The sequence below is a fragment of the Devosia rhodophyticola genome (genome assembly GCF_028816475.1).
Taxonomy (GTDB): domain Bacteria; phylum Pseudomonadota; class Alphaproteobacteria; order Rhizobiales; family Devosiaceae; genus Devosia; species Devosia rhodophyticola.
This window is the reverse complement of sequence record NZ_CP118247.1, coordinates 937036-959169: the sequence shown is the minus strand read 5'-3', so window position 1 is coordinate 959169 and position 22134 is coordinate 937036. Positions and strand designations below refer to the sequence as shown.

Below are 22134 nucleotides of genomic sequence, written 5' to 3'. Positions count from 1 at the left end.
TGTTCCAGATGGTTGACCGCGACGCGGAAAATACCATATCGAAGGGCAAGCTTTGCAAAGGACAAGTCTTCCATGGCCATTCGCCCCATTCTCGTTATTCCCGATGCCCGGTTGCGCGCCGTTGCCGATCCAGTGGTTGCGGTCGATGATGATATCAAGGCTTTGGTCAGTGACATGCTTGAAACCATGTATGATGCGCCCGGCATTGGTTTGGCCGCGCCCCAGATCGGCGTCTTGCGCCGCGTCGTCGTCATGGATCTGGCCAAGGAAGACGAACCCGCCGCTCCACTGGTGTTGATCAATCCCGAAATTCTCAAGCTTTCCGACGAGACGGTAGTCACCGAAGAAGGCTGCCTGTCGATCCCCGAACTCTATTACGATGTTGAGCGCCCGGCCGCCGTCACCGTGCGCTATACCGACCTTGATGGCAAAACTGTCGATCTGGCCGCGACTGAACGTCTAGCCGTCTGCGTCCAGCACGAACTCGATCACCTCGATGGCGTGCTCTATATCGATTATCTGTCTCGCCTCAAACGCGACCGAGTGATCAAGAAATTTGACAAGGCCGCCAAACGCGCCGCCGGTTAAGCCAATCTACCCACCATATTGATGCCTTTGCGATGGGCATGCCAGGAGCCAGCCGTCATGCGCGTCATATTCATGGGTACGCCCGATTTTTCCGTGCCCACACTGACCGAAATTGTTGCCGCCGGTCATGAGGTCGTCGCGGTCTATACCCGCGCACCCAAGCCCGCTGGACGCGGACAGGCCGAGCGCAAGTCGCCCATTCATTTGGCTGCCGAAAATTTCGGCATCCCCATCTATACGCCAAAATCGCTCAAGGGCGCCGGTGAGCAGGCCGAATTTGCAGCCCACGATGCAGATGTGGCCATTGTCGTTGCCTATGGCCTCTTGTTGCCCAAACAAGTGTTGAATGCGCCGGCCCACGGTTGCCTCAATTTGCACGGGTCGCTCTTGCCGCGCTGGCGCGGTGCCGCCCCCATTCAGCGCGCCATCATGGCAGGTGATGCGCGCACTGGCGTCATGGTCATGCAGATGGACGAAGGGCTCGATACCGGCGCCATCGGGCTGGCCGACGAAATGGCTATCGGGCCCGATATGACAGCGGGCGAATTGCACGACATCATGATGCGCACCGGCGCCGACTTGATGGGCCGGGCGCTGGCAGCGCTCGAGCGCGGCAGCCTGGAATTTACCCCCCAACCGGAAACCGGTGCGCTTTATGCCAAAAAAATCGAAAAGGCCGAAGCGCGTATCGACTGGTCGCGTCCAGCCCACGATGTCCATAACCACATTCGCGGCCTGTCGCCGTTTCCCGGTGCCTGGTTCGAAATCGAACTTGCCAGCAAGCACGTACGCGTCAAGGCCCTGCGCTCGACCCTGGCTAACGGCAATGGAGCGCCCGGAACAGTGCTGCACGGTGAATTGACAATCGCCTGCGGCTCTGGCGCCGTGCGCCTCATGCAGGTGCAGCGCGAAGGCAAATCGGCCATGGACGCGGCCACCTTCCTGCGCGGCACCGGGCAATTGCCTGTAGCCGTGAATTGAGATGCCCCGCTATAAGCTCATTATCGAATATGACGGCACGCCCTTTTGTGGTTGGCAACGCCAGATCGAGCAGCCCTCGGTACAACAGGAACTGGAAACCGCAATTGCCGCGTTTTCAGGCGAAACTGTCAACACCCAGGCGGCTGGGCGCACGGATACCGGTGTGCACGCATTGGGGCAGGTCGTCCATTTCGATCTGAACCGCGAGTGGGACCCGTTCCGCATTCGCGAAGCGATCAATCACCATCTGCGCCGCCATCCGGTCTCCATTCTGCTCGCTGAAGCGGTTCCCGACACCTTTGAGGCCCGCTTTTCAGCGCTGGCGCGCCACTATGAATATCGCATTCTCAATCGGCGCGCACCGGCGGCATTGGAACGCCACCACGTGTGGCACGTACCGGTGCCGCTTGATGCCGAAAAAATGCACGCCGCTGCACAATTGATTTTGGGCACACACGATTTTACCACTTTCCGCGCGGCGGCCTGCCAGTCCAGATCACCGCTTAAATCGCTCGATCATTTTTCGGTGCGGCGCGAGTTGGATCACATTGTGATTACCGCCAGGGCCCGCAGTTTCCTGCACCATCAGGTTCGCTCGATGGTCGGCTCACTCAAGCTGGTCGGGCAGCGAAAATGGACGCCACAGGATTTTCGCGCGGCGCTCGATGCGGCCCAACGCAGCCGCTGCGGCGCGCTGGCACCACCTGACGGGCTCTATCTGACCCACGTCATTTATTAGCTGGCGACCGGGGTCGGAATGAACACCGACAACAATGCCAGCCCGATAAATAGCGCAATACCATCAACCACCAGCAGCATTACGATCTGCGATGGCTTGAGGGTAGCGATGAACCGGGCGACATTGACGAACAGGATCAGGCTGCCAATCAGAATGGCCAGCAGCAGGATCAGGCCGGGAATGGCAATCCCCATGCCCACGACGGCAAAGGCAACCTGAAGCGCAATGGCGCTGAAAAAGGTCACCCAGTTGCTGGCAACCAGATAAGGGATAAACCCATCCAGCCGCCCGATCAGGTTGAAAAACCCATATGCGGCACCCGCCTGAATCCCATAGGCCATTAGGCTCAAAATGATATCAAGCGTTGGCGTTGGTGGTGCCGCCGACTCGACATCAAATGGCAGCGGCGCAAAGCTGGCCAGCGTCACCGCTATCAGGACCATGGCAAAGCTGCCCACCAGCCCGCCCAGCGTCAGGTCAAAAAAGCGGGCCGCCGCCCGGTCCCCGGTCAGCAACGCATAAACGCCGTGCGCGGCGTCTTTTGCTTCTTCAAGAAAGGTGGTTGGCGATTGGGGCACTGAATAAACCGATCAGATGGACGAATGGGCAGGAATAGTGAGCATGTAAAGGCTTGCAGGCATTGCCACAAGCAGGCCAAGCGTTAAAACTGCAAATGCAACCGCCCCGATAAGGTTCAGTCTGGCTGCCTGGCGCGCCAATCCGTAGAGCAAAAATCCAAGCCCAAACAGGGCAAGACCCGCCAACGGCCCGCTAATGGCGGCAAATATTGAACGCAACAGGACATAGGCGGTGACCGCATATATTCCGGGAATGATCATTGTCAGCGGCTGCAAATCGCGTCGACCCAGCAACCGTACGCCCACGATGGTCACGACCAATGCCAGCAATCCTGAGCATTCAACCAGGACGCTGCCTGCAATCGACGTTTCTGAAATGGCTTCGCCCATGGTGCTCAAAAGCGTTACCATCAGAGCCACCAGCCCGAATATGATCAGCGCCGTAAGCAACCCGGCAACCGACAATCGGAAATGTTGGCGCCAATTTTTCTGACCCTGGATAATGCCAAGCCATCCTCGCGACGCGCCCACCAGTGCCCGCCATATCCTCATGCCTAAAGGCCAAAATAACGGTTGATGAATGCCGCATAAATATCGCGCAGTCCGGTGACATCGGCAATGGCGACATGTTCGTCGCTCTTGTGCATCGAGCTGCCAACAAGGCCACATTCGACCACGGCACAATAGTGGGCGATAAAACGCGCGTCGGATGTTCCACCGCCGGTGGATAATTCTGGACGTCGTCCCGTAACCGAAAATATCGCGTCGCGCAGACTTTCCACTTCCCCCCGATAGGCGAAAGGAACGAGCGCGAAGGCGTGGCCGCCAATTCAAAGTCGATTGTGCAGCCATGCGCGTCGATATCGCCGATCTGCGTCGTCACCCAGTTGCGCAATGTCTGCGGTGTCCAAAGATCGTTATAGCGAATGTTGAACCGGGCCTCCCCACTGGCCGGGATGACATTGCTGGTTGGATTGCCGACGTCGATTGAGGTGAACTCAAGATTGCTGGCCGGAAAATGGGGGGTGCCATTGTCGATCTGCCTGCCGCTGAGCGCCCCCACGACTGATGCCAATATCGGCAGTGGGTTTTGGGCCTTTTCCGGATAGGCCACATGGCCTTGAACGCCCTGAACCCTGACCCGGCCCGAAAAGGAGCCGCGCCGCCCGATCTTGATACTGTCGCCCAAATGAGCCGTCGAACTGGGCTCGCCCACAATGGCAAAATCAAATTCATGGCCATTGTCGCGCGCCCATGCCATCAGCTTGGCCGTCCCGTTGATGGCGTCGGCCTCTTCGTCGTTGGTAATGGCCAGTGCGATGGTGCCGGCGTCGACTGGAATTTTGGCGAGCGCTGCAACAAAGGCTGCGATACCGCTCTTCATGTCCGCCGCACCACGCCCATATATCTTGCCATCAGCGATCCGGGGCACGAACGGGTCAGCGCTCCAACTCTCTAACGCGCCGGGCGGCACTACATCGGTATGCCCGGCAAACAGCAGGCGCTTGCCGCCATTGCCGCGCGTCGCGAACAGATTGTCGACGGGGTAGGAGCCATCGCCCTCAAACCTGATCCGCTCAACCCTGAACCCGAGCGCGACCAGTGTTGTTTCCAGCACGCCAAGCGCGCCCGCTTCCTCCGGCGTCACCGAAGCGCAGGCAATCAAGTTTGATAGCAATTGGACGGGATCATCCCCGATGTCGGCAACCATGTCCCGTCCGTTTCCTGCCCAATGCTAGGCGCGCGCCAATGGGTTGGACCCATATTGATTGTCTTCAGGAACCCCTTCCTGAATGCCGATCTCATAGATCGCATAAATCAGACCCAGCAGCGGAATGAGCATTACCAGCGACCACCAGCCCGACTTCGAGCGGTCGTGCCAACGCTTGGCATAAAGCGCAACCCCCGGATAAACCATCACGAGGGCGAACAAATTGCCCAGAAAACTAAGGTGCAACAGCCCGAGCACGAAGGTCACCACCAGACTAACCAAAAACAGAACGACAACGCCTGCCCAGAAGGGCGCACGATTGATACGTCCCTCAAAACTCGTAAACAGATACTTCCAGTCCTGATTGAAATCCATTTGTCCCTCCTGCACGGATAGTGCCCGACTCAAACTCTAGTGCGCCAAAGCATATCCGGCCAGATGGCCATTCAATTTAGGCCAGGGACTTGTTAATCGCGCAACAGATCATTGATCCCAGTCTTGGAACGGGTCTGCGCATCAACCGTTTTGACGATCACCGCACAATAGAGTGATGGACCGGGCTGCCCGTTCGGCAGCGGCCTGCCGGGTAGATTGCCTGAAACAACCACCGAATAGGGAGGCACCTTGCCGATGTGGATCTCACCGGTCGCCCGGTCGACGATCTTGGTGGACGCGCCAATGAAAACGCCCATCGAAATAACCGCACCTTCGCCCACGACCACACCTTCGACCACTTCCGAGCGCGCCCCGATAAAGCAATTGTCCTCAATGATCACCGGACCGGCCTGCAAGGGTTCCAGCACCCCGCCAATGCCGACGCCGCCCGAAATATGCACATTCTTGCCGATTTGCGCGCAGGAACCAACGGTCACCCAAGTATCGACCATCGTGCCTTCGCCCACATAGGCGCCGAGATTGACAAAGCTGGGCATCAAAACGACACCCTTGCTGATATGGGCCGAATGGCGCACCACCGCGCCCGGTACAGCCCGGAACCCGCCATTGCGGAAATCGGTTTCGCTCCAGCCTTCAAACTTGGTCGGCACCTTGTCCCAGAACGACGATCTGCCCGGCGCGCCCTCGATCATCTTGTTGTCATTGAGCCGGAACGACAGAAGCACCGCTTTTTTCAGCCATTGATTGACCTGCCACTGCCCGTCGATCTTTTCGGCCACCCGTGCCTTGCCACTATCGAGCATTGCCAACGCGTCATTGACCGCTTCGCGCACGACACCAGTGGTCGAAAAATTGATCTCATTGCGGTTTTCGAAGGCTGTATCAATTGTATTGGCGAGATCGGCGTGAGACATGCGGGGCAATCCTTGGGGCAAACACAGTTTGGCCGGGACCATAGCGAGGCGCCTTGCGGTGTCAATCACTAGAAGTACGCCCAAACTCATCCTTAACTGTCACAATGCCACCATGGCGCCAAATCCGAGGAGAGCCATATATGGCCAAACGCCGCCACACGCCCCTGCGGACGTCCGCGCAGGACGTCGATGCCGCCAAGCGCGCGCCCCAGACCCCCCAGACAGAATCGTCGGCCTATCGTCTGGCTTTTTCCGACGAAGAGTTCATGACTGCCGAGGAGACCCGCGGCATTCGCTTTCAGCTTGAATATACCAAGACCGAAATGCGCTTGAGCGAGCATGGGATCAATTCCACTGTCGTGCTCTTTGGCGGCGCACGTATTCCAGAGCCCGGAAAGCCCGCCTGGGCGGCGCGCAACGATACCCAAAAGGCCAATCTGGAAAAGGCTTCGATCTATTATGACGAGGCCCGCCGTTTCGCCCAATTTGCCTCGCTAACTTCGCTCGCCCAGGACAGTCGCGAATTTGTGGTCGTGACCGGCGGCGGACCCGGTGTCATGGAGGCGGGCAATCGCGGCGCGGTCGATGTTGGCGCCCAGTCGATCGGCCTCAATATCGTTTTGGCCCATGAGCAGGCGCCCAATCACTATGTGACGCCCGATCTCAGCTTTAATTTTCACTATTTTGCCACCCGCAAGATTCATTTCCTGCTGCGCGCCAAGGCGGTTGCCGTCTTCCCCGGCGGCTTTGGCACCATGGACGAATTTTTCGAAACCCTGACCCTGATCCAGACCGGCCGCATGGAGCCTGTGCCGCTGCTGCTGTTCGGCGCAGAGTTTTGGGGCAAGGTCATCAATTTCGATGCGCTCGCCGCCGCCGGCACCATTGCGCCAACCGATCCAGATCTTTTCACCATCGTCGACAGCGCTGAAGAAGGCTGGGACGTGGTGCGCAAGTTCTATGGCCTGCCCGATGTCGGCAAAATACCCGGGTGGCGCGCCGAATAGGGCACTAAAAGGATTTTTCGGGCAGGGGAATAAACTCGGTCTCGTCAGGTACCGCGCCGAACCGGGCGTTTTTCCAGTCCTCCTTGGCCTGCTCGATCCGCTCCTTGCTTGAGGAAACAAAGTTCCACCAGATATAGCGCGGCCCACCCAGGGCCGTACCACCCAGAAACATCATGCGGCTGGGCCGAACCGCCGTCACACTAATCTTGTCGCCGGGGCGAAAAACCAGAAGCCGCGGCCCTTCAAAGACATCCCCCGCAATATCTATCTCGCCATCCACAATATAGATGGCGCGCTCCTCGTGATCGGCATCAAGCGGCGCACTGTTGCCGGCCGCCAGTGTTACCTCGACATAAAACCAGTCAGATACCATGTCGACCTTGGCCGATTTACCAAAGGCGCTGCCCGCAATGATCCGGGCGCTCAACCCGGCATCGGTCACCGTCGGCAAGGCTTCCGCGCCAAAATGCTGGAACGAGGGATCAATCTCCTCTCGCCCTTCAGGCAGGGCGATCCAGCTTTGCAGCCCAAGCATTTTTTGCCCCACGCTCCGCTCGACATCGGGCGTCCGTTCCGAATGGGTAATACCCCGCCCCGCGGTCATCAAATTCATCGCGCCCGGTTGGATTTCCTGCACATTGCCCTCGCTGTCGCGATGGGTGATTTTGCCATCGAACAGATAGGTGACAGTCGACAGCCCGATATGGGGATGCGGTTTGATATCCATGCCCTGTCCGGAAATGAACTGCACCGGGCCGAAATGGTCAAAGAAAATGAACGGGCCAACCATTTGCCTTTTCCCGTGCGGCAGCGCCCGCCGAACCGGAAAATTGCCAAGGTCGCGCGTGCGCGGCACCACCACCAATTCCAGCGCCTCGCACGACTGCGCATCGCCCAATATCGGATCATTGGATGGCAACCAGGTCATTTGCGTTCTCTTGGTTGGTGAAACAAATTGCACTCAAAGCCGACCAAATGGCTCGATCAACGTTAATACCAAACAAGACATCAGTCACTCAAACGATAGCCGAGGTACTTTATGAGCCAGCAATTTGACGCCATCATAATCGGGGCAGGCCAGTCTGGTCCCTTCCTCGCCGCCAAAATGGCTGAAGCAGGCTCAAAGGTCGCACTGATCGAGCGCGAGCATCTGGGCGGCACCTGCGTCAATGATGGCTGCACGCCCACAAAATCACTGGTTGCCAGCGCTCGCGCCGCTCACATGGCCCGCCGCGCTGCCGATTTTGGCGTTAACGCGGGCAATGTCACCGTCGACATGAAGGCGGTAAAGGCCCGGAAAGACACAATCGTCGGCGCCTCCGTTTCCAGCTTGACCGACTGGCTCGGCAATCTCGATAATCTGACGCTTTTTTGGGGCGAAGCCGGTTTTTTGTCCGCCAACGAGGTCAGCGTCAACGGCAAGACCCTGACGGCGCCGAAAATATTCATCAACAGCGGTGGACGCCCCGCCGTTCCCGATTGGCCCGGCCTCTCCGAGATAACCTATCTCGACAACACCTCGATGATGGACCTCGATGTCGTGCCGGATCATCTGATCATTGCCGGGGCCAGCTATGTCGGGCTCGAATTTGCCCAGATGTATGCCCGTTTCGGCGCCAGGGTCACAGTCTTCAGCAACGGCGACCGCCCGATTGCGCGCGAGGACGACGATATATCCGAGGCGGTGCGTGAAATCCTTGAAGCTGAGGGCATCCAGTTCCTATTCAACACCAGCGGCGTAAAATTGTCGAAATCAGAAAACGGCGTCGAGATTGTCCTCAAGGTCGCCGGCAAGTCCCAAAAGCTGAGCGGCTCGCACTTGCTGATTGCCACTGGCCGCCTGCCAAATACCGAGGCGCTCAACCTGATCGCGGCGGGTATCGCTACCAATCGGCGCGGCTTCATAGAAGTTGACGATCATTTGCGCACCAATGTGCCCGGCATCTGGGCCATGGGCGACGTTAACGGTCGCGGCGCCTTCACCCATACCTCATACAATGACTTTGAAATTGTCGCGGACAATCTGCTCGAAGATGGTAACCGTGATATTGGCGTCCGCATCCCGATTTATGCCCTGTTTATCGACCCGCCATTGGGGCGCATCGGCATGAGCGAAACCGACGTGCGCAAGAGCGGCAAACCGGCCCTGATGGCCACCATGCCCATGGCCAAGGTCGCCCGCGCCCGCGAACGCAGCGAAACGCAGGGCCTGCTCAAGGTGCTGGTCGATGCTGAAACCAAACAGGTCTTGGGCGGCGCCTTTCTTGGCATCGAAGGCGATGAGGTCATTCACGGCCTGCTGCAATTGATGGCGGGCAAGCAGCCCTATACCGTCATGCAGCATGCCGTCCATATTCACCCAACGGTCAGCGAGTTGATCCCAACTCTTCTGGGCACGCTCACTCCGCTGGAGTAGCCGCCAGCGTCAACTGCTCTTCAACAAATGTCTTTTCAATGGCAATGCCGTCCCATTCACTGGGCGTTTCGGCATCAAAAATCAGCGTATAGGGGCCGGCATAACCGGCCTCTTCAGCCGCCGACAGACACTGGGCATAGTCGCCTTCATCCATCTGCCCGTCCTTAAAGCTTGCCTTGGCGTGGCACAGTTCGGCGCGGCCAAAAATCGCGCTCAGGTCGGCATATTTGTTGGGCCCGCTCCAATTGCCAAAATCAGCATTGAGCCCCACCCGACCATCAAGCCGATCCAGCAGATCGTTGACCTGCGCAGGCTTTGGCAACAGATCGAACCAGTTTTCGACCACCAGCCGGGTCGTGCCACCCGCATTGCGATCGGCCAGACTGGCCAACGCTTTGGCTGAAAGATCAAGCGCCTCAAGGCTGGGCTTTTGCTTGCCGGCAATAACGCGGGCGTGCTTGGCCCCCAGAATATTGGCGGTTTCGACCCAATGGGCGATCCAGTCGGTATCGCGTTGACTGGTTGCCGCGTCCGAAATATCGCCCGCTTCAATTAAAAGGGTCTGCAATTGCACATCGACGCGGGCCAGTGCATCGCGCAGTTCACCCAGATAGACCGGGTCCCGGCTGGGCAGGTGGAACGAGCAGATTTCAAGCCTGTTGATGCCGTGGTTGGCGATGGCTGAGGGTATATCGAGCAGCGATTCATTGACTTCGCCATAGGTTTCCTGCGCCGAGGTGATAGCAAGACTATCCAGATCGTGGGGATAGGTCGTGCCCATCATCCGATGCAGCGACCAGGTTGAAATGGCGATCCGGTCGGCTGGGTTTGCAGTACTCATGGTCTCTAGATCCTGGCTATTGTGAATGTGACAATGCAACGGCCTGCCGCCCCTTTCAAGGCGACAGGATGCGCACTGCTTGTCCGGTTAAAATTAAGCGCCCCGACTAAACCCGATAGATGCGTTCGGCGTTCCGGTGCAGCAGCTTGGCTTTTTCATCCTCACTCGCGCCTTTGATCAACGTATGGGTCGCCTCGACCCACCGCGTCACATTGGCGGTCTGCGTGCACACAGGATGGTCCGATCCCCAAACGACCCGATCCCAGCCAAAACTTTCGATGATTTGTTCAACAAACGGACGTAAATCATCCACCACCCAGTCGGGTTTGGCATAAGCTACAACGCCTGAAATCTTGGCCGCCACATTGGGCATGCGCGCCATTTCGGTAATGTAGCCCCGCCACGGATCAAGCTCCTGGGCCGCCACATTGGGCACGCCGCAATGATCCAGAATAAAGTGCACATCAGGCGCCTTCTGGATCAGCTCGGTACCCAGCGGCAATTGGTCGGCGCGCAGGCACAAATCAAAGCTCAGATCATAGTCGGGCAGGTGGCGAATATTTTCAATGAACAGATCGGATTGTGACGTATCGTCTGGCATCACATGCAGCACGCGGCGAACGCCCTTGACGTGGGCGTGCTCGCTCAACTGCTCAATTTGATCCACAAACCCCATGCTCTCGGGCCGGCATCCCGCAATCGCCCCGGCAATCCGGGGTAGACCGAGCACAAACTCAGTTTCGGCCAACTGATCGGTCTCGGCGACATCCACTTCCATGTGCAGCGCCGACTCGATCCCCAGCGGCAAGGCCTCGGCGAAATAGCTTTCAACGCTCCAGGGTTTGTTCAGCTTTGGCGCGTTGGCAAGCCAGGGGTAGCTATGGCGTTCAGGATAGACCAGGTGCAGATGAGTATCGAGAATGCGCATGCTGTATGGCCCTTCGTTGAATCAGAATATGGTGTGATGTTAGGCAGCTAGCTCGAAACCGCCAACGTTAAAATCTTTGCAAGGGCCTTCATACGCCCTTTTGCCAGTAGACTCCGACCACTTTGCTGCTAACATGTTAGCGAAAGATTTCGAAAGTGGCGCGACTTTTTCACTGCGTCAAGATTGTCAAAGGCTTATAATGTCACAACTAAATGGAAAAATCGTATTGATCACGGCTGCGGCGCAGGGCATCGGCCTGGCCTCGGTCCACGCTTTCGTGGCAGCCGGCGCCAGGGTCATTGCCACTGATATCAATGCCGAAAAGCTGGCCGAACTTGACGGCACACCAAATGTCACCACCCGCGTGCTCGATGTGCTCTCAAGCGAAGCGGTGAACAAAGCCGTCGCCGAAATCGGCCGCATCGATATTCTGTTCAATTGCGCTGGCGTTGTTCACAGCGGCAATATTCTCGAAAGCACGGACGAGGACCTTGATTTTGCTTTCGATCTGAACGTCAAATCTCAGGTGCGCACCATCAAGGCGGTATTGCCGCAGATGCTTGAGCGCGGCGACGGCGATATCATCAATGTGTCTTCGGTCGCCTCGTCGGTTAAGGGAATTCCGAACAGGTTTGTCTACACAGCAACCAAGGCGGCAGTTGTCGGCCTGACCAAAGCCGTCGCGGCCGATTATGTTGATAAAGGCATTCGCTGCAACGCCATCGCGCCGGGCACCGTCGATAGCCCGTCGCTACATCAACGCTGGGAAGATACGGGCGATTTCGAGAAAGCCAAGGCCGCTTTTATTGCGCGCCAGCCAATCGGCCGCATCGGTCGGCCTGAGGAAATCGCCGACCTCGCGGTCTATCTTGCCGGGGCCGGCTACACCACAGGTCAGGTTCACGTCATTGACGGTGGCTGGACCGGCTGATCTTCCTGTCCAACTTCGGTTGGCACTCACCCTCCCCAGTCGGGGAGGGTTTTTTTATGCGCCGATCAGGCCCATTCACCCTTGCGGAAAACCGGCACGATGGACCCATCGTCTTTGATCCCATCAATGTCGATCTTGTCAGAGCCGATCATCCAGTCGATGTGAATGTTGCTGGTATTGCCGCCCTGCGCCGCGATCTGCTCGGGGGCCAGGGTCTTGCCACCAACAAAGCAGTCGGCATAGCACTGGCCCATCGCGATATGGCAGGCCGCGTTTTCGTCGTAAAGCGTATTGAAAAACAACAGCCCTGACGCCGATATTGGCGATGAGTGCGGCACCAGCGCCACTTCGCCCAGGCGACGCCCACCTTCGTCAGTGTCCAGAACCTTGTTGAACACGTCCTGACCCTTTCTGGCCTTGAGTTCAACAAGCCGCCCACCCTCGAAGCGTGCCTGCATCTCCTCAATCAGCGAGCCATTGTGCGACAGCGGCTTGGTGGCGGCAACATGGCCGTCGACCCGCAGCTTGTGTGGGGTGGTAAAAACTTCCTCGGTCGGAATATTTGGATTGCAGGTAATCCCGTTCTTGGCTTCCGATGCGCCGCCCTTCCACTGATGACCGTCGGCCAGCCCGATCGTCAGATCGGTGCCGGGACCGGTATAGTGCAGCGAGGCAAAATTCATCTCATTGAGCCATGTCCAGCGCTGCTTCAGATTGGCATTGTGGGCCTTCCAGGCAGCAATAGGATCGTCCTGATCCACCCGGCTGGCCGCAAAAATAGCATCGGCCAGCTTGCCCACCGCGATATCTTCAGGATCATTGGGAAAAACCAGTTTTGCCCATGCAGGGCTGGGGTAGGAGACAATGTTCCAGTTGATGTCAAAGCCGGTGATCTTTTGCAGCGCCGGCCTGTAGGCAGCCGAATTGGCGCGGTTGGCGCGCGACACCTTGTCCGTGTCCTGTCCGGCCAGCATCATTGGGTTGTCACCGGCAATCGCCAGCCGGGCCGCATTGTTGGAAAAGGCTTCGGCCATGCCCTTGTAAAGCCAGCCTGCCGCCTTGTCGAAACTGGCGTTGTTGGCGTGCTTGTAACGGGCCAGCGTTGCTTCCTCGTCCGAATAAAACGTCGTCACCAGACCCGCGCCGGCTTTATAGGCATGCTCGGTGATCCGGCGTACCAGCGGTGCGGCGGTCATCGGGGCCGTCATCACCAGATCCTGCCCTTCAGCCAATTGCAGGCCAACCTTGATGGCCACCTGGGCGAGTTTATCCAGTTTGACGGGATCGATCGGGGTCGTTGCGCTCATGATGAAATTCCGAATGAATATATCGAGATAGGACTGCGTCAAGCTAATGCGCTTTGGGACACATTGCGAGGGTTGCCGCCAAATTTCTCTGGTTGGGACGGCGAGAATCTGTTGCACTTGGGCAACATCACTGACCGGGCCGTGATCAGCCATATTGGCGAACTGCAAATCTTGATCTATAGATGAGCTTTCAAACCCCTGTTATGGGAGGCGTTCGTTGACAGCATCATTTGCGATTACTCCCATCGGCATGTTCCGACCTTAAAGGTCCGTTCTGCCCCGAGCGCTGGCGCTCAATCTCTCACTTCCTGACAGCACGATCTTCAAGGCATTGCCTCGCGCTGTTTCCGTTTTAGTTCAGGGGACCGGTCCGCCGTAACGGTGGCGCTGGAACGTTTCATGGCTCGTTTCAAACTCAATATCCGCGGCGATGCTTTCCGCAAGGTGCTTGGCTTCACCTTTGGCTTCTGGAAGCAGCAACCAATTCGCGCCGTATTCACAGCAACCTTGGTTTTGGGCGCCACGCTTGCCGAAGCATTTAGCCCTTTGTTTGCCGGTAAACTGGTCGACGCAGTGGCTTCGGGTAGTGGTCAGGCTGCGCAGTTCTGGGATGCCGCTGTAACGGCATTCTGGATCATGGCTGCGCTTTATCTGGCCTCGGTGGTGTTGCGCCAATTGGTGTTTTTCAGCCTAATCGCCTTCACCCTGCGCATCATGAGTGAAGTCACCACCAGCGCCTTCCATCGTGTCCAGCGGTTTTCGACCGATTGGCACGCCAACAGCTTTGCCGGGTCCACCGTGCGCAAAATCACGCGTGGCATGGGGGCGCTCGATCTGCTCAATGATACTCTCCTTATTGCCCTGCTCCCCTCGCTCGTCATGCTGTTCGGCGCGACCGTTATTCTGGGCATGGCCTGGCCGGTGATGGGATTGGTTGTCGGATTAGGATCGTTGATCTATGTCGGCGTTACCGTTGTGTTGTCGGTTGGTTTCGTGGCGCCCGCTGGTGCCCTGGCCAATGCATGGGACACCAAAATGGGTGGCGCGCTGGCCGATGCCGTTAGTTGCAATACCGTGGTCAAGGCCTTCGGCGCCGAAACCCGCGAAGAATCTCGCCTGCAGCGCGTCGTCGACAAATGGCGCCACCGCACCCGTCGCGTCTGGCAGCGCGGCACTATCAATGGCGGCGTCCAGGGCTTGATGATGGTGATCATGCAAAGCGCCATATTGGGCACCGCACTGTTGCTGTGGCAGCAGGGTTTGGCCAGCCCAGGCGACATCACCTTTGTACTGACCATGTTCTTCGTCCTGTCGGGTCACTTGCGCGATGTCGGCCAGCACATTCGCAACCTGCAACGTTCAGTGAACGACATGGAAGAGTTGGTGCAACTCTATGAGCAACCGCTGGGCGTTGAGGATCGACCTGACGCTGGCGCCATTGCCATTGGCAAAGGGGCGATTGCCTTTGACAATGTCACCTTCCAGTACGGTTCGCATCAGACGCCGCTCTATGCCGATTTTTCGGTGTCGATCGCCCCGGGCGAGCGTGTCGGGTTGGTGGGGCATTCGGGTTCAGGCAAGACGACGTTCGTCAAGCTGATCCAGCGGCTCTATGACATCAACTCGGGTGACATCCGCATTGATGGCCAGGATATTGCTGGCGTCCAGCAATCGTCCCTGCGCGGCCAGATCGCCATCGTGCAGCAGGAGCCAATCCTGTTTCACCGCTCGTTGGCCGACAATATCGCCTATGCCCGCCCCGGTGCCAGTCGCGCTGAGGTCGAGATGGCCGCGCGTCAGGCCAGCGCCCACGACTTTATCGTCGGCCTGCCCAAGGCCTATGAAACCATGGTCGGTGAGCGTGGCGTTAAATTGTCAGGCGGCGAACGCCAGCGCGTCGCCATTGCCCGCGCGTTTCTGGCCGATGCCCCGATCCTGATTTTGGACGAGGCGACATCGAGCCTCGATAGCGAAAGCGAAGTGCTGATCCAGGAAGCCATGGAACGCTTGATGGTGGGACGAACAACGCTTGTCATTGCCCACCGCCTTTCCACGGTGCGTGCACTTGATCGCCTGTTGGTCTTCGACAAGGGCCGTATCGTTGAAGAAGGGCGGCACGAGCAATTGATCCAACTGTCTGGCGGCATCTACCGGCGTCTGTTTGAACGCCAGGCGCTCGAATTGACCAAGGGTCTGATGATCGCCTGACGACAAATAATCCGGGGCACTACCATGCCCCGGATTCCACAGTCTCAAATATCAATTCGACGCCTAGACCACGTCTAGCGTCACGTTAAAGCCGTTGCGCGACACTTCGCTATAGGGGCAAATGATATGTGCGCGCCGCACCACATCCTCGGCGGTTTCCTTGTCGAGCCCCGGCAGATGCACTTTAAGTGCTGCCTGAATCCAGAACCCTTCGCCATCTTCGCGATCCCGGAAACTGACCTCGGCGGTAACCGTTGAATCGTCGGAAATTTTCGTCTTTGTCTTGCCTGCGGCACCCCTGATGGCGCCCAGGAAACAGGCCGAATATCCAACCGCAAACAATTGTTCAGGGTTGGTGCCGCGCGCCCCATCGCCGCCCATTTCTTTAGGTGAAGTCAGGGTAACGTCAAGCACCCCGTCATCGGTTGCCGCCTGCCCAACGCGGCCACCGCCGGTTGAGGTGGCCTTGGCTGTGTACATGATCTTCATTCAATTTCTCCTTGTCGAGCACAACGGGACGGCGCTGCATTCGTTGCAAATTCAGCGACAACCCTTGGCTTTTTCGGTGGCGACAATCAGGCCGATATTGGCGCGTTCATAGGCATTGAGGCTGACCCCTGCCTGATCGCTGATATAGCAACCCTCATTGCCGAAACTATTGATACCGCGCTGGGTTTTGAAACAATAGCCATTCTGGTGATACATGGAATTGCGCAATTCCCATAGCACCTGACACGATAATTGGCGCACTTCGCTTCGGGTGAAATAGCGCCCATTGTCGCACCCCAGATCCTCGTAGCAATTCGCCATGGCGCCGCTGGTGCCAGCCAACAGACTTGCCACGATTGCAATCGTCCTGATGCCCATTTCGCCTGCCTCCTCCTAAAAGACTATCAAGAATTCAGCACGGTTATGGCATTCTGGAAAGGCACTTTGCTTTGGGGCGCAACAAGCGAACAGTCCATTCGCTTTGTGGCCATAGAACATTGGGGCGGCCGGCATATATAATGCGCAAGGCAGCGTAATGCTGTTAGGTTCCGCCAATCCCTCAGGAGGTCATGATGATCGACGCCACTGTGCAGTCCGACATTCGCTCGGCTCCATTGCTCCCCATGACCACCCGTCTGGGGCCGGTTCATCTGGCCGTCACTGACAAGGACAGGGCGCTGGCGATCTGGCGCGATGTCGTCGGCCTGACCGTTATAGGCGACCTGCCGGATCGACTTGAACTGGGTGTCGACAACCAGACCTTGATTGTGCTGGATACCAATGCTCAGGGACCGGTCGTGCCGCACACAATCGGCCTTTATCATGTCGCCATCCACGTGCCGACCCGCGCTGACCTTGCCTCCATGGCCATGCGCGCAATTGAAAAGCAGGTTCGCATTTCGCCCACTGATCATCTGGTTTCCGAGGCCATTTATCTTTGGGATCTTGATGGCAATGGCATTGAAATCACCTTTGAAACGCCATGGCGCGGCACCTTGGGCGATCCCAAAAGGGGCTATTATGCTTTAACAGCCGATGGCAAACCCCATTCTGGCCGCGAACGCATTGATCTCGAAGAGCTGCTGGGCGAGTTGGGGGATCCTGCTCAACGACAGGTCAGTATGCCAAAGGGCACCCGCATCGGGCATGTGCATGTTCACGTCAATGATCTCGACGTCGCTATGGGTTTTTATCGGGACACTATCGGCTTTGGCGGGTTCGTTTTGATCCACTCCTTCGGAATGGGCGATGTGGGGCTGAATTATATGCCCCACACGTTGGCGTTCAATGTCTGGGCAGGTCCCGACGCAAAACTACCGCCAGCCAATAAGGCTGGTCTACGTTGGTTCAATATTGTTGTGCCTGATGCTGCAACGCTTGCTGAAATGGTGACCCGCCTTGAAAAGGCCGGTGCGTCGGTTGAACATCTTGCAACGGGCATCGAAACCCGCGATCCTTCCGGCAACCGCCTCCGCATTTCTGCGACAGCTTAAGTCGACATCAAACAGCCAGAGGGCAACGACCCATGACACAACCCAGCGACGTCATCAAATTCTGGTTCGTCGAACATGGCCCCGAACAGTGGTTTTCAGGCGGCGAGGAATTTGACGTCGCCTGTGCCGCCCGGTTCAGCTCAACCCATGAACAGGCCTCGCGCGGCGAACTTTATCACTGGCGCGATAGCCTTGTTGGTCGCCGCGCCGAAATTATCCTGCTGGACCAACTATCCCGCCAGCTTAATCGCGGTTCCCCCAAAGCCTTTGCGCAGGATTTGATGGCTTTGACCTTGGCCCAGTACATCGTAGGCGAGGGGTTGGACAAGGGACTGACCCCGCACGAAAAAATGTTTGTCTACATGCCCTATATGCATTCGGAATCACTGGTGATTCAGGAGATCGGCATGGCCCTGTTCAGCCAACCGGACACGCAAAGTTGGCTCGATTTTCAAAAAGGCCATCGCGACGTCATTGCCCGCTTCGGTCGCTTCCCCAAGCGCAACAAGGCACTGGGGCGTGTCCCGACGCCTGAGGAAATCGACTATCTGAAAGAGATCGGTGACCGCGTCTTTTAAGTCTCAAGCAGGGCCGGATCGACCAGCGCGCCTTTTTGGCCAATGACGATACCGGCCACCCGATGCGCCGCTGCGCCCGCGTCGGCAAGATCAAGGCCGGCTGCCCGCGCGCACAAATATGCACCATTGAAAGAATCACCTGCGCCGGTGGCGTCGACAACATTGTCGACTTTTGGCGGTTTGACGCTGACCTGCTGGTCACGCGTGGCAATCAGGGCCGTATTGGCCCCATCCTTGACCACCACTTCTTCAACACCGAGTTCAAGATAGCGATTGGCGGTGTCTTCGACGTTCTTGTCACCAAATAGCGGCGCCTCGTCGCTATGGGTTGGCAATACTACATCGCAAAGGCTGGCTGCGGCAGTTAGCATGGAGGCCATCACCCGTGGCGAACTCCAAAGCGCTGGCCGCAAATTGGTATCAAAGACAATTCGCGCGCCCGCGTCGCGCGCTGCAACAATAGCACCCAACAGCCGACCGCGCGCCCGTGGCTGCAGGATCGCAAGCGTAATCCCGGAGAAATAGACCATGTCGGCCCCATCGAGCGCCCGCGTCAGCCCGTCCCTATCGTCGGCCAACTGTCGTGCCGCCGAATTTTCGCGCCAATAGGTAAAGTGTCGGTCGCCCTTGTCCTGATGGATCATGTAAAGGCCGGGGCGCTTGTTGGCGATGGTGGCAATGTGGCTGGTGCCAATATTGTGGCTATCCAGAAACGCCCGAATATCGCCCGAATAGCGGTCGTCGCCGAGGGCTGTCATATAGTCGACCTGCCAGTCCGATCCCAAAATCGCCCGCATGTACCAAGCGGTGTTGAGCGTATCGCCGGCATAACCGAGCCGGTACTGGCGCTCTTCGCCACCCGACATTTCGATCATGCACTCGCCAATACTCACGAAGCGTTTCTGCGCCAAATCCTGTCTCCCGGGCCGATCTGCCCCGCTTATCGCTTACATTTGCACAGCCTGCAATCAGGTGGTGGCGCTTTTTCAATTTCTACCATACAAGAAGCCGCGTCGACCAATGGATGTAGCTATGACCCGACTTTCAGCCAATTCGCTTGCCAATGCTCCCACCAGACTGGCCGTGCCAGCTTATGACCGAACTGGTATTTCCGCAGGCATCGTGCACCTTGGTATCGGCGCCTTTCATCGCGCCCACATGGCTGTTTATATTGATGATTTGCTCAAGGATCATCCCGATTGGGCGATCGTCGGCGCCAGCCTTCGCCGCCCCGACACCAAGCAGGCTCTGGCCCCGCAGGATTGTCTTTATACCGTTGCCGTGCGCGATGCTTCGGGCACCCAGCCGCGCGTTATTGGCTCGATCATTGATATTCTGGACGCCAATGTCGAACGCGAAAAGCTGCTCGAGACGATGGCGTCGCCCAACATTCGCATCGTTTCGCTGACCGTCACTGAAAAAGGCTATTGCCACGACCCCGCCACCGGCGAGCTCGATTCCAAACATCCTGACATCGTCCATGATCTGGCAAATCCCGAAAATCCACGCAGCGCCCCCGGCCTGATCGTTGCCGCGCTCGCGCGTCGCCGCGCCTCAGGCGTTGCCCCCTTTGCCGTGATGAGTTGCGATAATCTGCCGTCCAACGGGGAAACGTGCCAGCGCATTGTTGCCCGCTTCGCCGGCCTCCTTGATGCTGATCTGGGCGCTTGGGTTGCCGATAATGTCGCCTTTCCCGGCACCATGGTGGATCGCATCGTCCCCGCAACCACTGATGCCGACCGGAGCGCCATTGCCGAATTGATCGGGGCTGAAGATGCCTGGCCGATCATGACCGAGCCCTTCACGCAATGGGTCATCGAAGACAATTTTCCCGGAGGTCGTCCTCCGTTTGAAGCCGTTGGTGCGCAACTGGTCAAAAGCGTCGAGCCGTTCGAATTGATGAAACTGCGCATGCTCAATGGCGCGCACTCGACCCTTTCCTACCTCGGCTATCTGGCAGGCTACGAGCATGTTTCCGATGCCATGGAGGATGATAATTTCGTCAGACTGATCCATCAGATGCAGACCGATGAAATCATGCCGACCCTTGATATGCCCGGCACCGACCTACCGACCTATCGCGATCAATTATTGGCCCGTTTTGCCAACCCCGCCCTCAAGCATCGCACCTGGCAGATTGCCATGGACGGCAGCCAGAAACTGCCACAACGCCTTTTGGGCACCATTCGCGACCGACTGGCGGCCGGTAAATCCATCGACCGGCTGGCGCTCGGGGTCGCCGCATGGATGCGTTATGTCATGGGCATCGACGAAAACGGCAAACCCATCGACGTCAAGGACCCGATGTCCATGCGCCTGATGGCCATCGCTGCCGAAGCGGGGGAGGACCCCAAGGCCCTGTTCAACGGTCTTGTCGCGCTGCCTGAAATTTTTGGTGCAGACCTTGCCGAGCAGCCGGCCTTCAGGTCGACCGTTATCGGGCATCTCGAAAACCTGTTCGAGCACGGCGCCGCCCAAACAGTCGCCGACCGCGTCGCCTAATCTACTCCCTGCGCCAGAGCGAACTCTTCCTCTGGCGACAGGATCAGTCGGTGTCGACCAACAAGGCCGAAATAGGCAATGCCAATGGCACACCAGACAACGACCCAGATGACGCCGCGGAAAAAATTCGGGTCCTGGAGCTGGAAGCCAAGCGTGATCGTGGCAATAATGATTGTCAGCGCAGCCCCTCCAATACCCAGGGGGCTGCGAAATGGGCGCGCGATGCTGGCGCGGTTGCGCCGCAACAAAATGAAGCTCACCGCCTGCATGATATAGCTCAACATGGCCCCGAATACCGCCATGTTCAGCAGCACGGTGCCAATGATATCGTCGCCGAGCTGGGTCGGCGCTTCGCCACCGCCACCATTGGCAAACCAGATAGTCAACATGACGCAGAGGCCCAGTAGCGCGCCCCCGATCATCGCAACGTGAGGGGTCTTGTGGCGTCGGTGCGTCACCGACAGAGCCGATGGAAAATACCCGGCCCGGCTGAGGGAATAGATCTGCCGCCCCTGCGCAAACAGAATGGCGTGAAACGAGGCGATCAGCCCCAGCATCGCCACCAGCCCCAATAGAACGGCCCAGCCGTCTCCATAAATCGCCCGAAATCCATCCAGCAGCGGCTCGCCCGAGCGCCCCAGTCCATAGGCGCCCACACCGATTACCGAGGGATTAAGCAGCACAATCAAGAATGCCGAAATCACCAGCGTTCCCATGCCCAGCAAAATACCGCGCGGCATGTCACGCCTGGGATCAACCGACTCTTCAGCCGCCAGCGGCAATTGTTCAATCGCCAGAAACAGCCAGACGGCAAAGGGCAGCGAGGCAAATATCCCCGCAATGCCAAAGGGAAACAGCGGACCATGCCCTAGCGGCAATTCAGAACCATCCGCCCCGATATTGAGCGCCCATCGGCCAAAATCCATATTGGGCAACGCACTGATCCAGAAGACCGCCAGCACCAAAAGCGAGGCCAGCGTGACCACCAGCGTCACCCGAAAACTCAGGGCCACGCCGAAAATATTTAGGCCAAGGAAAATGCCATAAAATGCCACCCACACCAGCGGCAGCCACACCGCATCAAGCCCCACAATGGCGCTGAAATAAGAGGATATGAACGTAACAACCACAGCCGGGGTCAGTACATACTCCACGTTTTCAAACAGCCCGGTGACAAAACCGCCCCACGGTCCCATGGCGGTTCTGGCAAATGAATAGGCGGCCCCGGTGTGGGGCAGGGCAGGGCTCATTTCGGCAATGCATAGCGTCAGCCCGAGATACATGACGCCGATAATGACAGCAGCCACCGCCATGCCGCCCCAGCCACCCATGGCAAAACCTAGGTTCCAGCCTGAAAAATGGCCCGAAATCACCGCGCCGACGCTCAGTGCCCACAGTGACCACACCCCTGCGTAGCGCTTTAGCCTCCGTTGTTCGAAATAGGAATTGTCGCGCGTCGCGTAGGCGATCCCGCCTGCCTGCGTCTTGCCTGCCAACACTTCCCCCGAATCTAGATCAAATTCGCGT

General features: G+C 57.8%; 22 protein-coding genes and 1 pseudogene. 10 read left to right on the top strand and 13 right to left on the bottom strand.

What is annotated here, in order from left to right:
* Positions 1–72: 72 nt before the first annotated feature.
* Genes def through truA form a run of 3 tightly spaced genes read left to right on the top strand, consistent with a single transcriptional unit; the run spans position 73 to position 2308 of the window.
* The gene (gene def / locus PSQ90_RS04695; RefSeq protein ID WP_282212268.1) at positions 73–588 is read left to right on the top strand and encodes a peptide deformylase; all 516 of its coding nucleotides are present in this window, start codon (positions 73–75) and stop codon (positions 586–588) included.
* Positions 589–645: 57 nt separating this feature from the next.
* The gene (gene fmt, locus PSQ90_RS04690; RefSeq protein ID WP_282212267.1) at positions 646–1569 is read left to right on the top strand and encodes a methionyl-tRNA formyltransferase; all 924 of its coding nucleotides are present in this window, start codon (positions 646–648) and stop codon (positions 1567–1569) included.
* 1 nt (position 1570) lies between these two features.
* Positions 1571–2308: a tRNA pseudouridine(38-40) synthase TruA gene (gene truA, locus PSQ90_RS04685; RefSeq protein ID WP_282212266.1), complete on the top strand. Its 738-nt coding sequence runs from the start codon at positions 1571–1573 to the stop codon at positions 2306–2308.
* Here the strand turns inward: truA and PSQ90_RS04680 are convergent.
* From PSQ90_RS04680 to dapD, 5 genes and pseudogenes are all read right to left on the bottom strand, one after another.
* The gene (locus PSQ90_RS04680) at positions 2305–2886 is read right to left on the bottom strand and encodes a hypothetical protein (RefSeq protein WP_282212265.1); all 582 of its coding nucleotides are present in this window, start codon (positions 2884–2886) and stop codon (positions 2305–2307) included. The two genes, truA and PSQ90_RS04680, sit on opposite strands and share 4 nt — an antisense overlap.
* A 12-nt stretch (positions 2887–2898) precedes the next feature.
* The gene (locus PSQ90_RS04675; RefSeq protein WP_282212264.1) at positions 2899–3417 is read right to left on the bottom strand and encodes a hypothetical protein; all 519 of its coding nucleotides are present in this window, start codon (positions 3415–3417) and stop codon (positions 2899–2901) included.
* A gap of 23 nt (positions 3418–3440) precedes the next feature.
* Positions 3441–4597, bottom strand: a pseudogene (gene dapE, locus PSQ90_RS04670) (succinyl-diaminopimelate desuccinylase).
* A gap of 24 nt (positions 4598–4621) precedes the next feature.
* On the bottom strand, positions 4622–4972 hold the full coding sequence (locus PSQ90_RS04665) for a DUF805 domain-containing protein (RefSeq protein WP_282212263.1): 351 nt from the start codon (positions 4970–4972) through the stop codon (positions 4622–4624).
* Between the two features lie 92 nt (positions 4973–5064).
* Positions 5065–5907: a 2,3,4,5-tetrahydropyridine-2,6-dicarboxylate N-succinyltransferase gene (gene dapD, locus PSQ90_RS04660; RefSeq protein WP_282212262.1), complete on the bottom strand. Its 843-nt coding sequence runs from the start codon at positions 5905–5907 to the stop codon at positions 5065–5067.
* A gap of 140 nt (positions 5908–6047) precedes the next feature.
* On the opposite strand from dapD, the gene PSQ90_RS04655 reads away from it, so the two are divergent.
* Complete coding sequence (locus PSQ90_RS04655; RefSeq protein WP_282212261.1) at positions 6048–6914, top strand: LOG family protein; 867 nt, start codon at positions 6048–6050, stop codon at positions 6912–6914.
* 4 nt (positions 6915–6918) lie between these two features.
* Here PSQ90_RS04655 and PSQ90_RS04650 read toward each other — a convergent pair whose 3' ends face one another.
* Positions 6919–7842: a pirin family protein gene (locus tag PSQ90_RS04650; protein WP_282212260.1), complete on the bottom strand. Its 924-nt coding sequence runs from the start codon at positions 7840–7842 to the stop codon at positions 6919–6921.
* Positions 7843–7953: 111 nt separating this feature from the next.
* Here PSQ90_RS04650 and PSQ90_RS04645 point away from each other — a divergent pair, with 111 nt between their 5' ends.
* On the top strand, positions 7954–9330 hold the full coding sequence (locus PSQ90_RS04645) for an FAD-containing oxidoreductase (RefSeq protein ID WP_282212259.1): 1377 nt from the start codon (positions 7954–7956) through the stop codon (positions 9328–9330).
* On the opposite strand, the gene PSQ90_RS04640 is transcribed toward PSQ90_RS04645, so the two are convergent.
* Positions 9314–10171, bottom strand: a complete 858-nt coding sequence (locus tag PSQ90_RS04640) for a sugar phosphate isomerase/epimerase family protein (protein WP_282212258.1) — start codon at positions 10169–10171, stop codon at positions 9314–9316. The two genes, PSQ90_RS04645 and PSQ90_RS04640, sit on opposite strands and share 17 nt — an antisense overlap.
* Before the next feature lie 106 nt (positions 10172–10277).
* Positions 10278–11099 carry an amidohydrolase family protein gene (locus PSQ90_RS04635; protein ID WP_282212257.1) on the bottom strand — a complete coding sequence of 274 codons (822 nt, stop codon included), beginning with the start codon at positions 11097–11099 and terminating at the stop codon, positions 10278–10280.
* 199 nt (positions 11100–11298) lie between these two features.
* On the opposite strand from PSQ90_RS04635, the gene PSQ90_RS04630 reads away from it, so the two are divergent.
* Complete coding sequence (locus PSQ90_RS04630; RefSeq protein ID WP_407648166.1) at positions 11299–12030, top strand: SDR family oxidoreductase; 732 nt, start codon at positions 11299–11301, stop codon at positions 12028–12030.
* 65 nt (positions 12031–12095) lie between these two features.
* Here the strand turns inward: PSQ90_RS04630 and PSQ90_RS04625 are convergent, their stop codons facing one another.
* On the bottom strand, positions 12096–13337 hold the full coding sequence (locus PSQ90_RS04625) for an aminopeptidase (RefSeq protein WP_282212256.1): 1242 nt from the start codon (positions 13335–13337) through the stop codon (positions 12096–12098).
* Between the two features lie 399 nt (positions 13338–13736).
* Here PSQ90_RS04625 and PSQ90_RS04620 point away from each other — a divergent pair, with 399 nt between their 5' ends.
* The gene (locus tag PSQ90_RS04620) at positions 13737–15545 is read left to right on the top strand and encodes an ABC transporter ATP-binding protein (protein WP_282212255.1); all 1809 of its coding nucleotides are present in this window, start codon (positions 13737–13739) and stop codon (positions 15543–15545) included.
* A gap of 63 nt (positions 15546–15608) precedes the next feature.
* On the opposite strand, the gene PSQ90_RS04615 is transcribed toward PSQ90_RS04620, so the two are convergent.
* Together PSQ90_RS04615 and PSQ90_RS04610 are read right to left on the bottom strand one after the other, a co-directional pair.
* Complete coding sequence (locus PSQ90_RS04615) at positions 15609–16034, bottom strand: organic hydroperoxide resistance protein (RefSeq protein ID WP_282212254.1); 426 nt, start codon at positions 16032–16034, stop codon at positions 15609–15611.
* A 51-nt stretch (positions 16035–16085) separates the two neighbouring features.
* Positions 16086–16412, bottom strand: coding sequence for a YARHG domain-containing protein (locus PSQ90_RS04610; RefSeq protein ID WP_282212253.1), 327 nt, complete (start codon positions 16410–16412; stop codon positions 16086–16088).
* A gap of 191 nt (positions 16413–16603) precedes the next feature.
* On the opposite strand from PSQ90_RS04610, the gene PSQ90_RS04605 reads away from it, so the two are divergent.
* Together PSQ90_RS04605 and PSQ90_RS04600 are read left to right on the top strand one after the other, a co-directional pair.
* The gene (locus tag PSQ90_RS04605) at positions 16604–17527 is read left to right on the top strand and encodes a VOC family protein (protein WP_282212252.1); all 924 of its coding nucleotides are present in this window, start codon (positions 16604–16606) and stop codon (positions 17525–17527) included.
* Between the two features lie 32 nt (positions 17528–17559).
* A complete protein-coding gene (locus PSQ90_RS04600; RefSeq protein ID WP_282212251.1) occupies positions 17560–18105 on the top strand; it encodes a DUF924 family protein in 546 nt (181 codons plus the stop codon).
* Here the strand turns inward: PSQ90_RS04600 and PSQ90_RS04595 are convergent.
* Positions 18102–19016 carry a sugar kinase gene (locus tag PSQ90_RS04595; protein ID WP_282212250.1) on the bottom strand — a complete coding sequence of 305 codons (915 nt, stop codon included), beginning with the start codon at positions 19014–19016 and terminating at the stop codon, positions 18102–18104. The two genes, PSQ90_RS04600 and PSQ90_RS04595, sit on opposite strands and share 4 nt — an antisense overlap.
* Positions 19017–19137: 121 nt before the next feature.
* On the opposite strand from PSQ90_RS04595, the gene PSQ90_RS04590 reads away from it, so the two are divergent.
* On the top strand, positions 19138–20607 hold the full coding sequence (locus PSQ90_RS04590; protein WP_282212249.1) for a mannitol dehydrogenase family protein: 1470 nt from the start codon (positions 19138–19140) through the stop codon (positions 20605–20607).
* Here PSQ90_RS04590 and PSQ90_RS04585 read toward each other — a convergent pair.
* Positions 20604–22103: an amino acid permease gene (locus PSQ90_RS04585; protein ID WP_282212248.1), complete on the bottom strand. Its 1500-nt coding sequence runs from the start codon at positions 22101–22103 to the stop codon at positions 20604–20606. The two genes, PSQ90_RS04590 and PSQ90_RS04585, sit on opposite strands and share 4 nt — an antisense overlap.
* Positions 22104–22134: the final 31 nt, after the last annotated feature.

Coding starts and splice junctions, on each gene's coding strand:
- def (WP_282212268.1), top strand. CDS start 73: ATGGCCATTCGCCCCATTCTCGTTATTCCCGATGCCCGGTTGCGCGCC.
- fmt (WP_282212267.1), top strand. CDS start 646: ATGCGCGTCATATTCATGGGTACGCCCGATTTTTCCGTGCCCACACTG.
- truA (WP_282212266.1), top strand. CDS start 1,571: ATGCCCCGCTATAAGCTCATTATCGAATATGACGGCACGCCCTTTTGT.
- PSQ90_RS04665 (WP_282212263.1), bottom strand. CDS start 4,972: ATGGATTTCAATCAGGACTGGAAGTATCTGTTTACGAGTTTTGAGGGA.
- dapD (WP_282212262.1), bottom strand. CDS start 5,907: ATGTCTCACGCCGATCTCGCCAATACAATTGATACAGCCTTCGAAAAC.
- PSQ90_RS04655 (WP_282212261.1), top strand. CDS start 6,048: ATGGCCAAACGCCGCCACACGCCCCTGCGGACGTCCGCGCAGGACGTC.
- PSQ90_RS04650 (WP_282212260.1), bottom strand. CDS start 7,842: ATGACCTGGTTGCCATCCAATGATCCGATATTGGGCGATGCGCAGTCG.
- PSQ90_RS04645 (WP_282212259.1), top strand. CDS start 7,954: ATGAGCCAGCAATTTGACGCCATCATAATCGGGGCAGGCCAGTCTGGT.
- PSQ90_RS04640 (WP_282212258.1), bottom strand. CDS start 10,171: ATGAGTACTGCAAACCCAGCCGACCGGATCGCCATTTCAACCTGGTCG.
- PSQ90_RS04635 (WP_282212257.1), bottom strand. CDS start 11,099: ATGCGCATTCTCGATACTCATCTGCACCTGGTCTATCCTGAACGCCAT.
- PSQ90_RS04630 (WP_407648166.1), top strand. CDS start 11,299: ATGTCACAACTAAATGGAAAAATCGTATTGATCACGGCTGCGGCGCAG.
- PSQ90_RS04625 (WP_282212256.1), bottom strand. CDS start 13,337: ATGAGCGCAACGACCCCGATCGATCCCGTCAAACTGGATAAACTCGCC.
- PSQ90_RS04620 (WP_282212255.1), top strand. CDS start 13,737: ATGGCTCGTTTCAAACTCAATATCCGCGGCGATGCTTTCCGCAAGGTG.
- PSQ90_RS04615 (WP_282212254.1), bottom strand. CDS start 16,034: ATGAAGATCATGTACACAGCCAAGGCCACCTCAACCGGCGGTGGCCGC.
- PSQ90_RS04610 (WP_282212253.1), bottom strand. CDS start 16,412: ATGGGCATCAGGACGATTGCAATCGTGGCAAGTCTGTTGGCTGGCACC.
- PSQ90_RS04605 (WP_282212252.1), top strand. CDS start 16,604: ATGATGATCGACGCCACTGTGCAGTCCGACATTCGCTCGGCTCCATTG.
- PSQ90_RS04600 (WP_282212251.1), top strand. CDS start 17,560: ATGACACAACCCAGCGACGTCATCAAATTCTGGTTCGTCGAACATGGC.
- PSQ90_RS04590 (WP_282212249.1), top strand. CDS start 19,138: ATGACCCGACTTTCAGCCAATTCGCTTGCCAATGCTCCCACCAGACTG.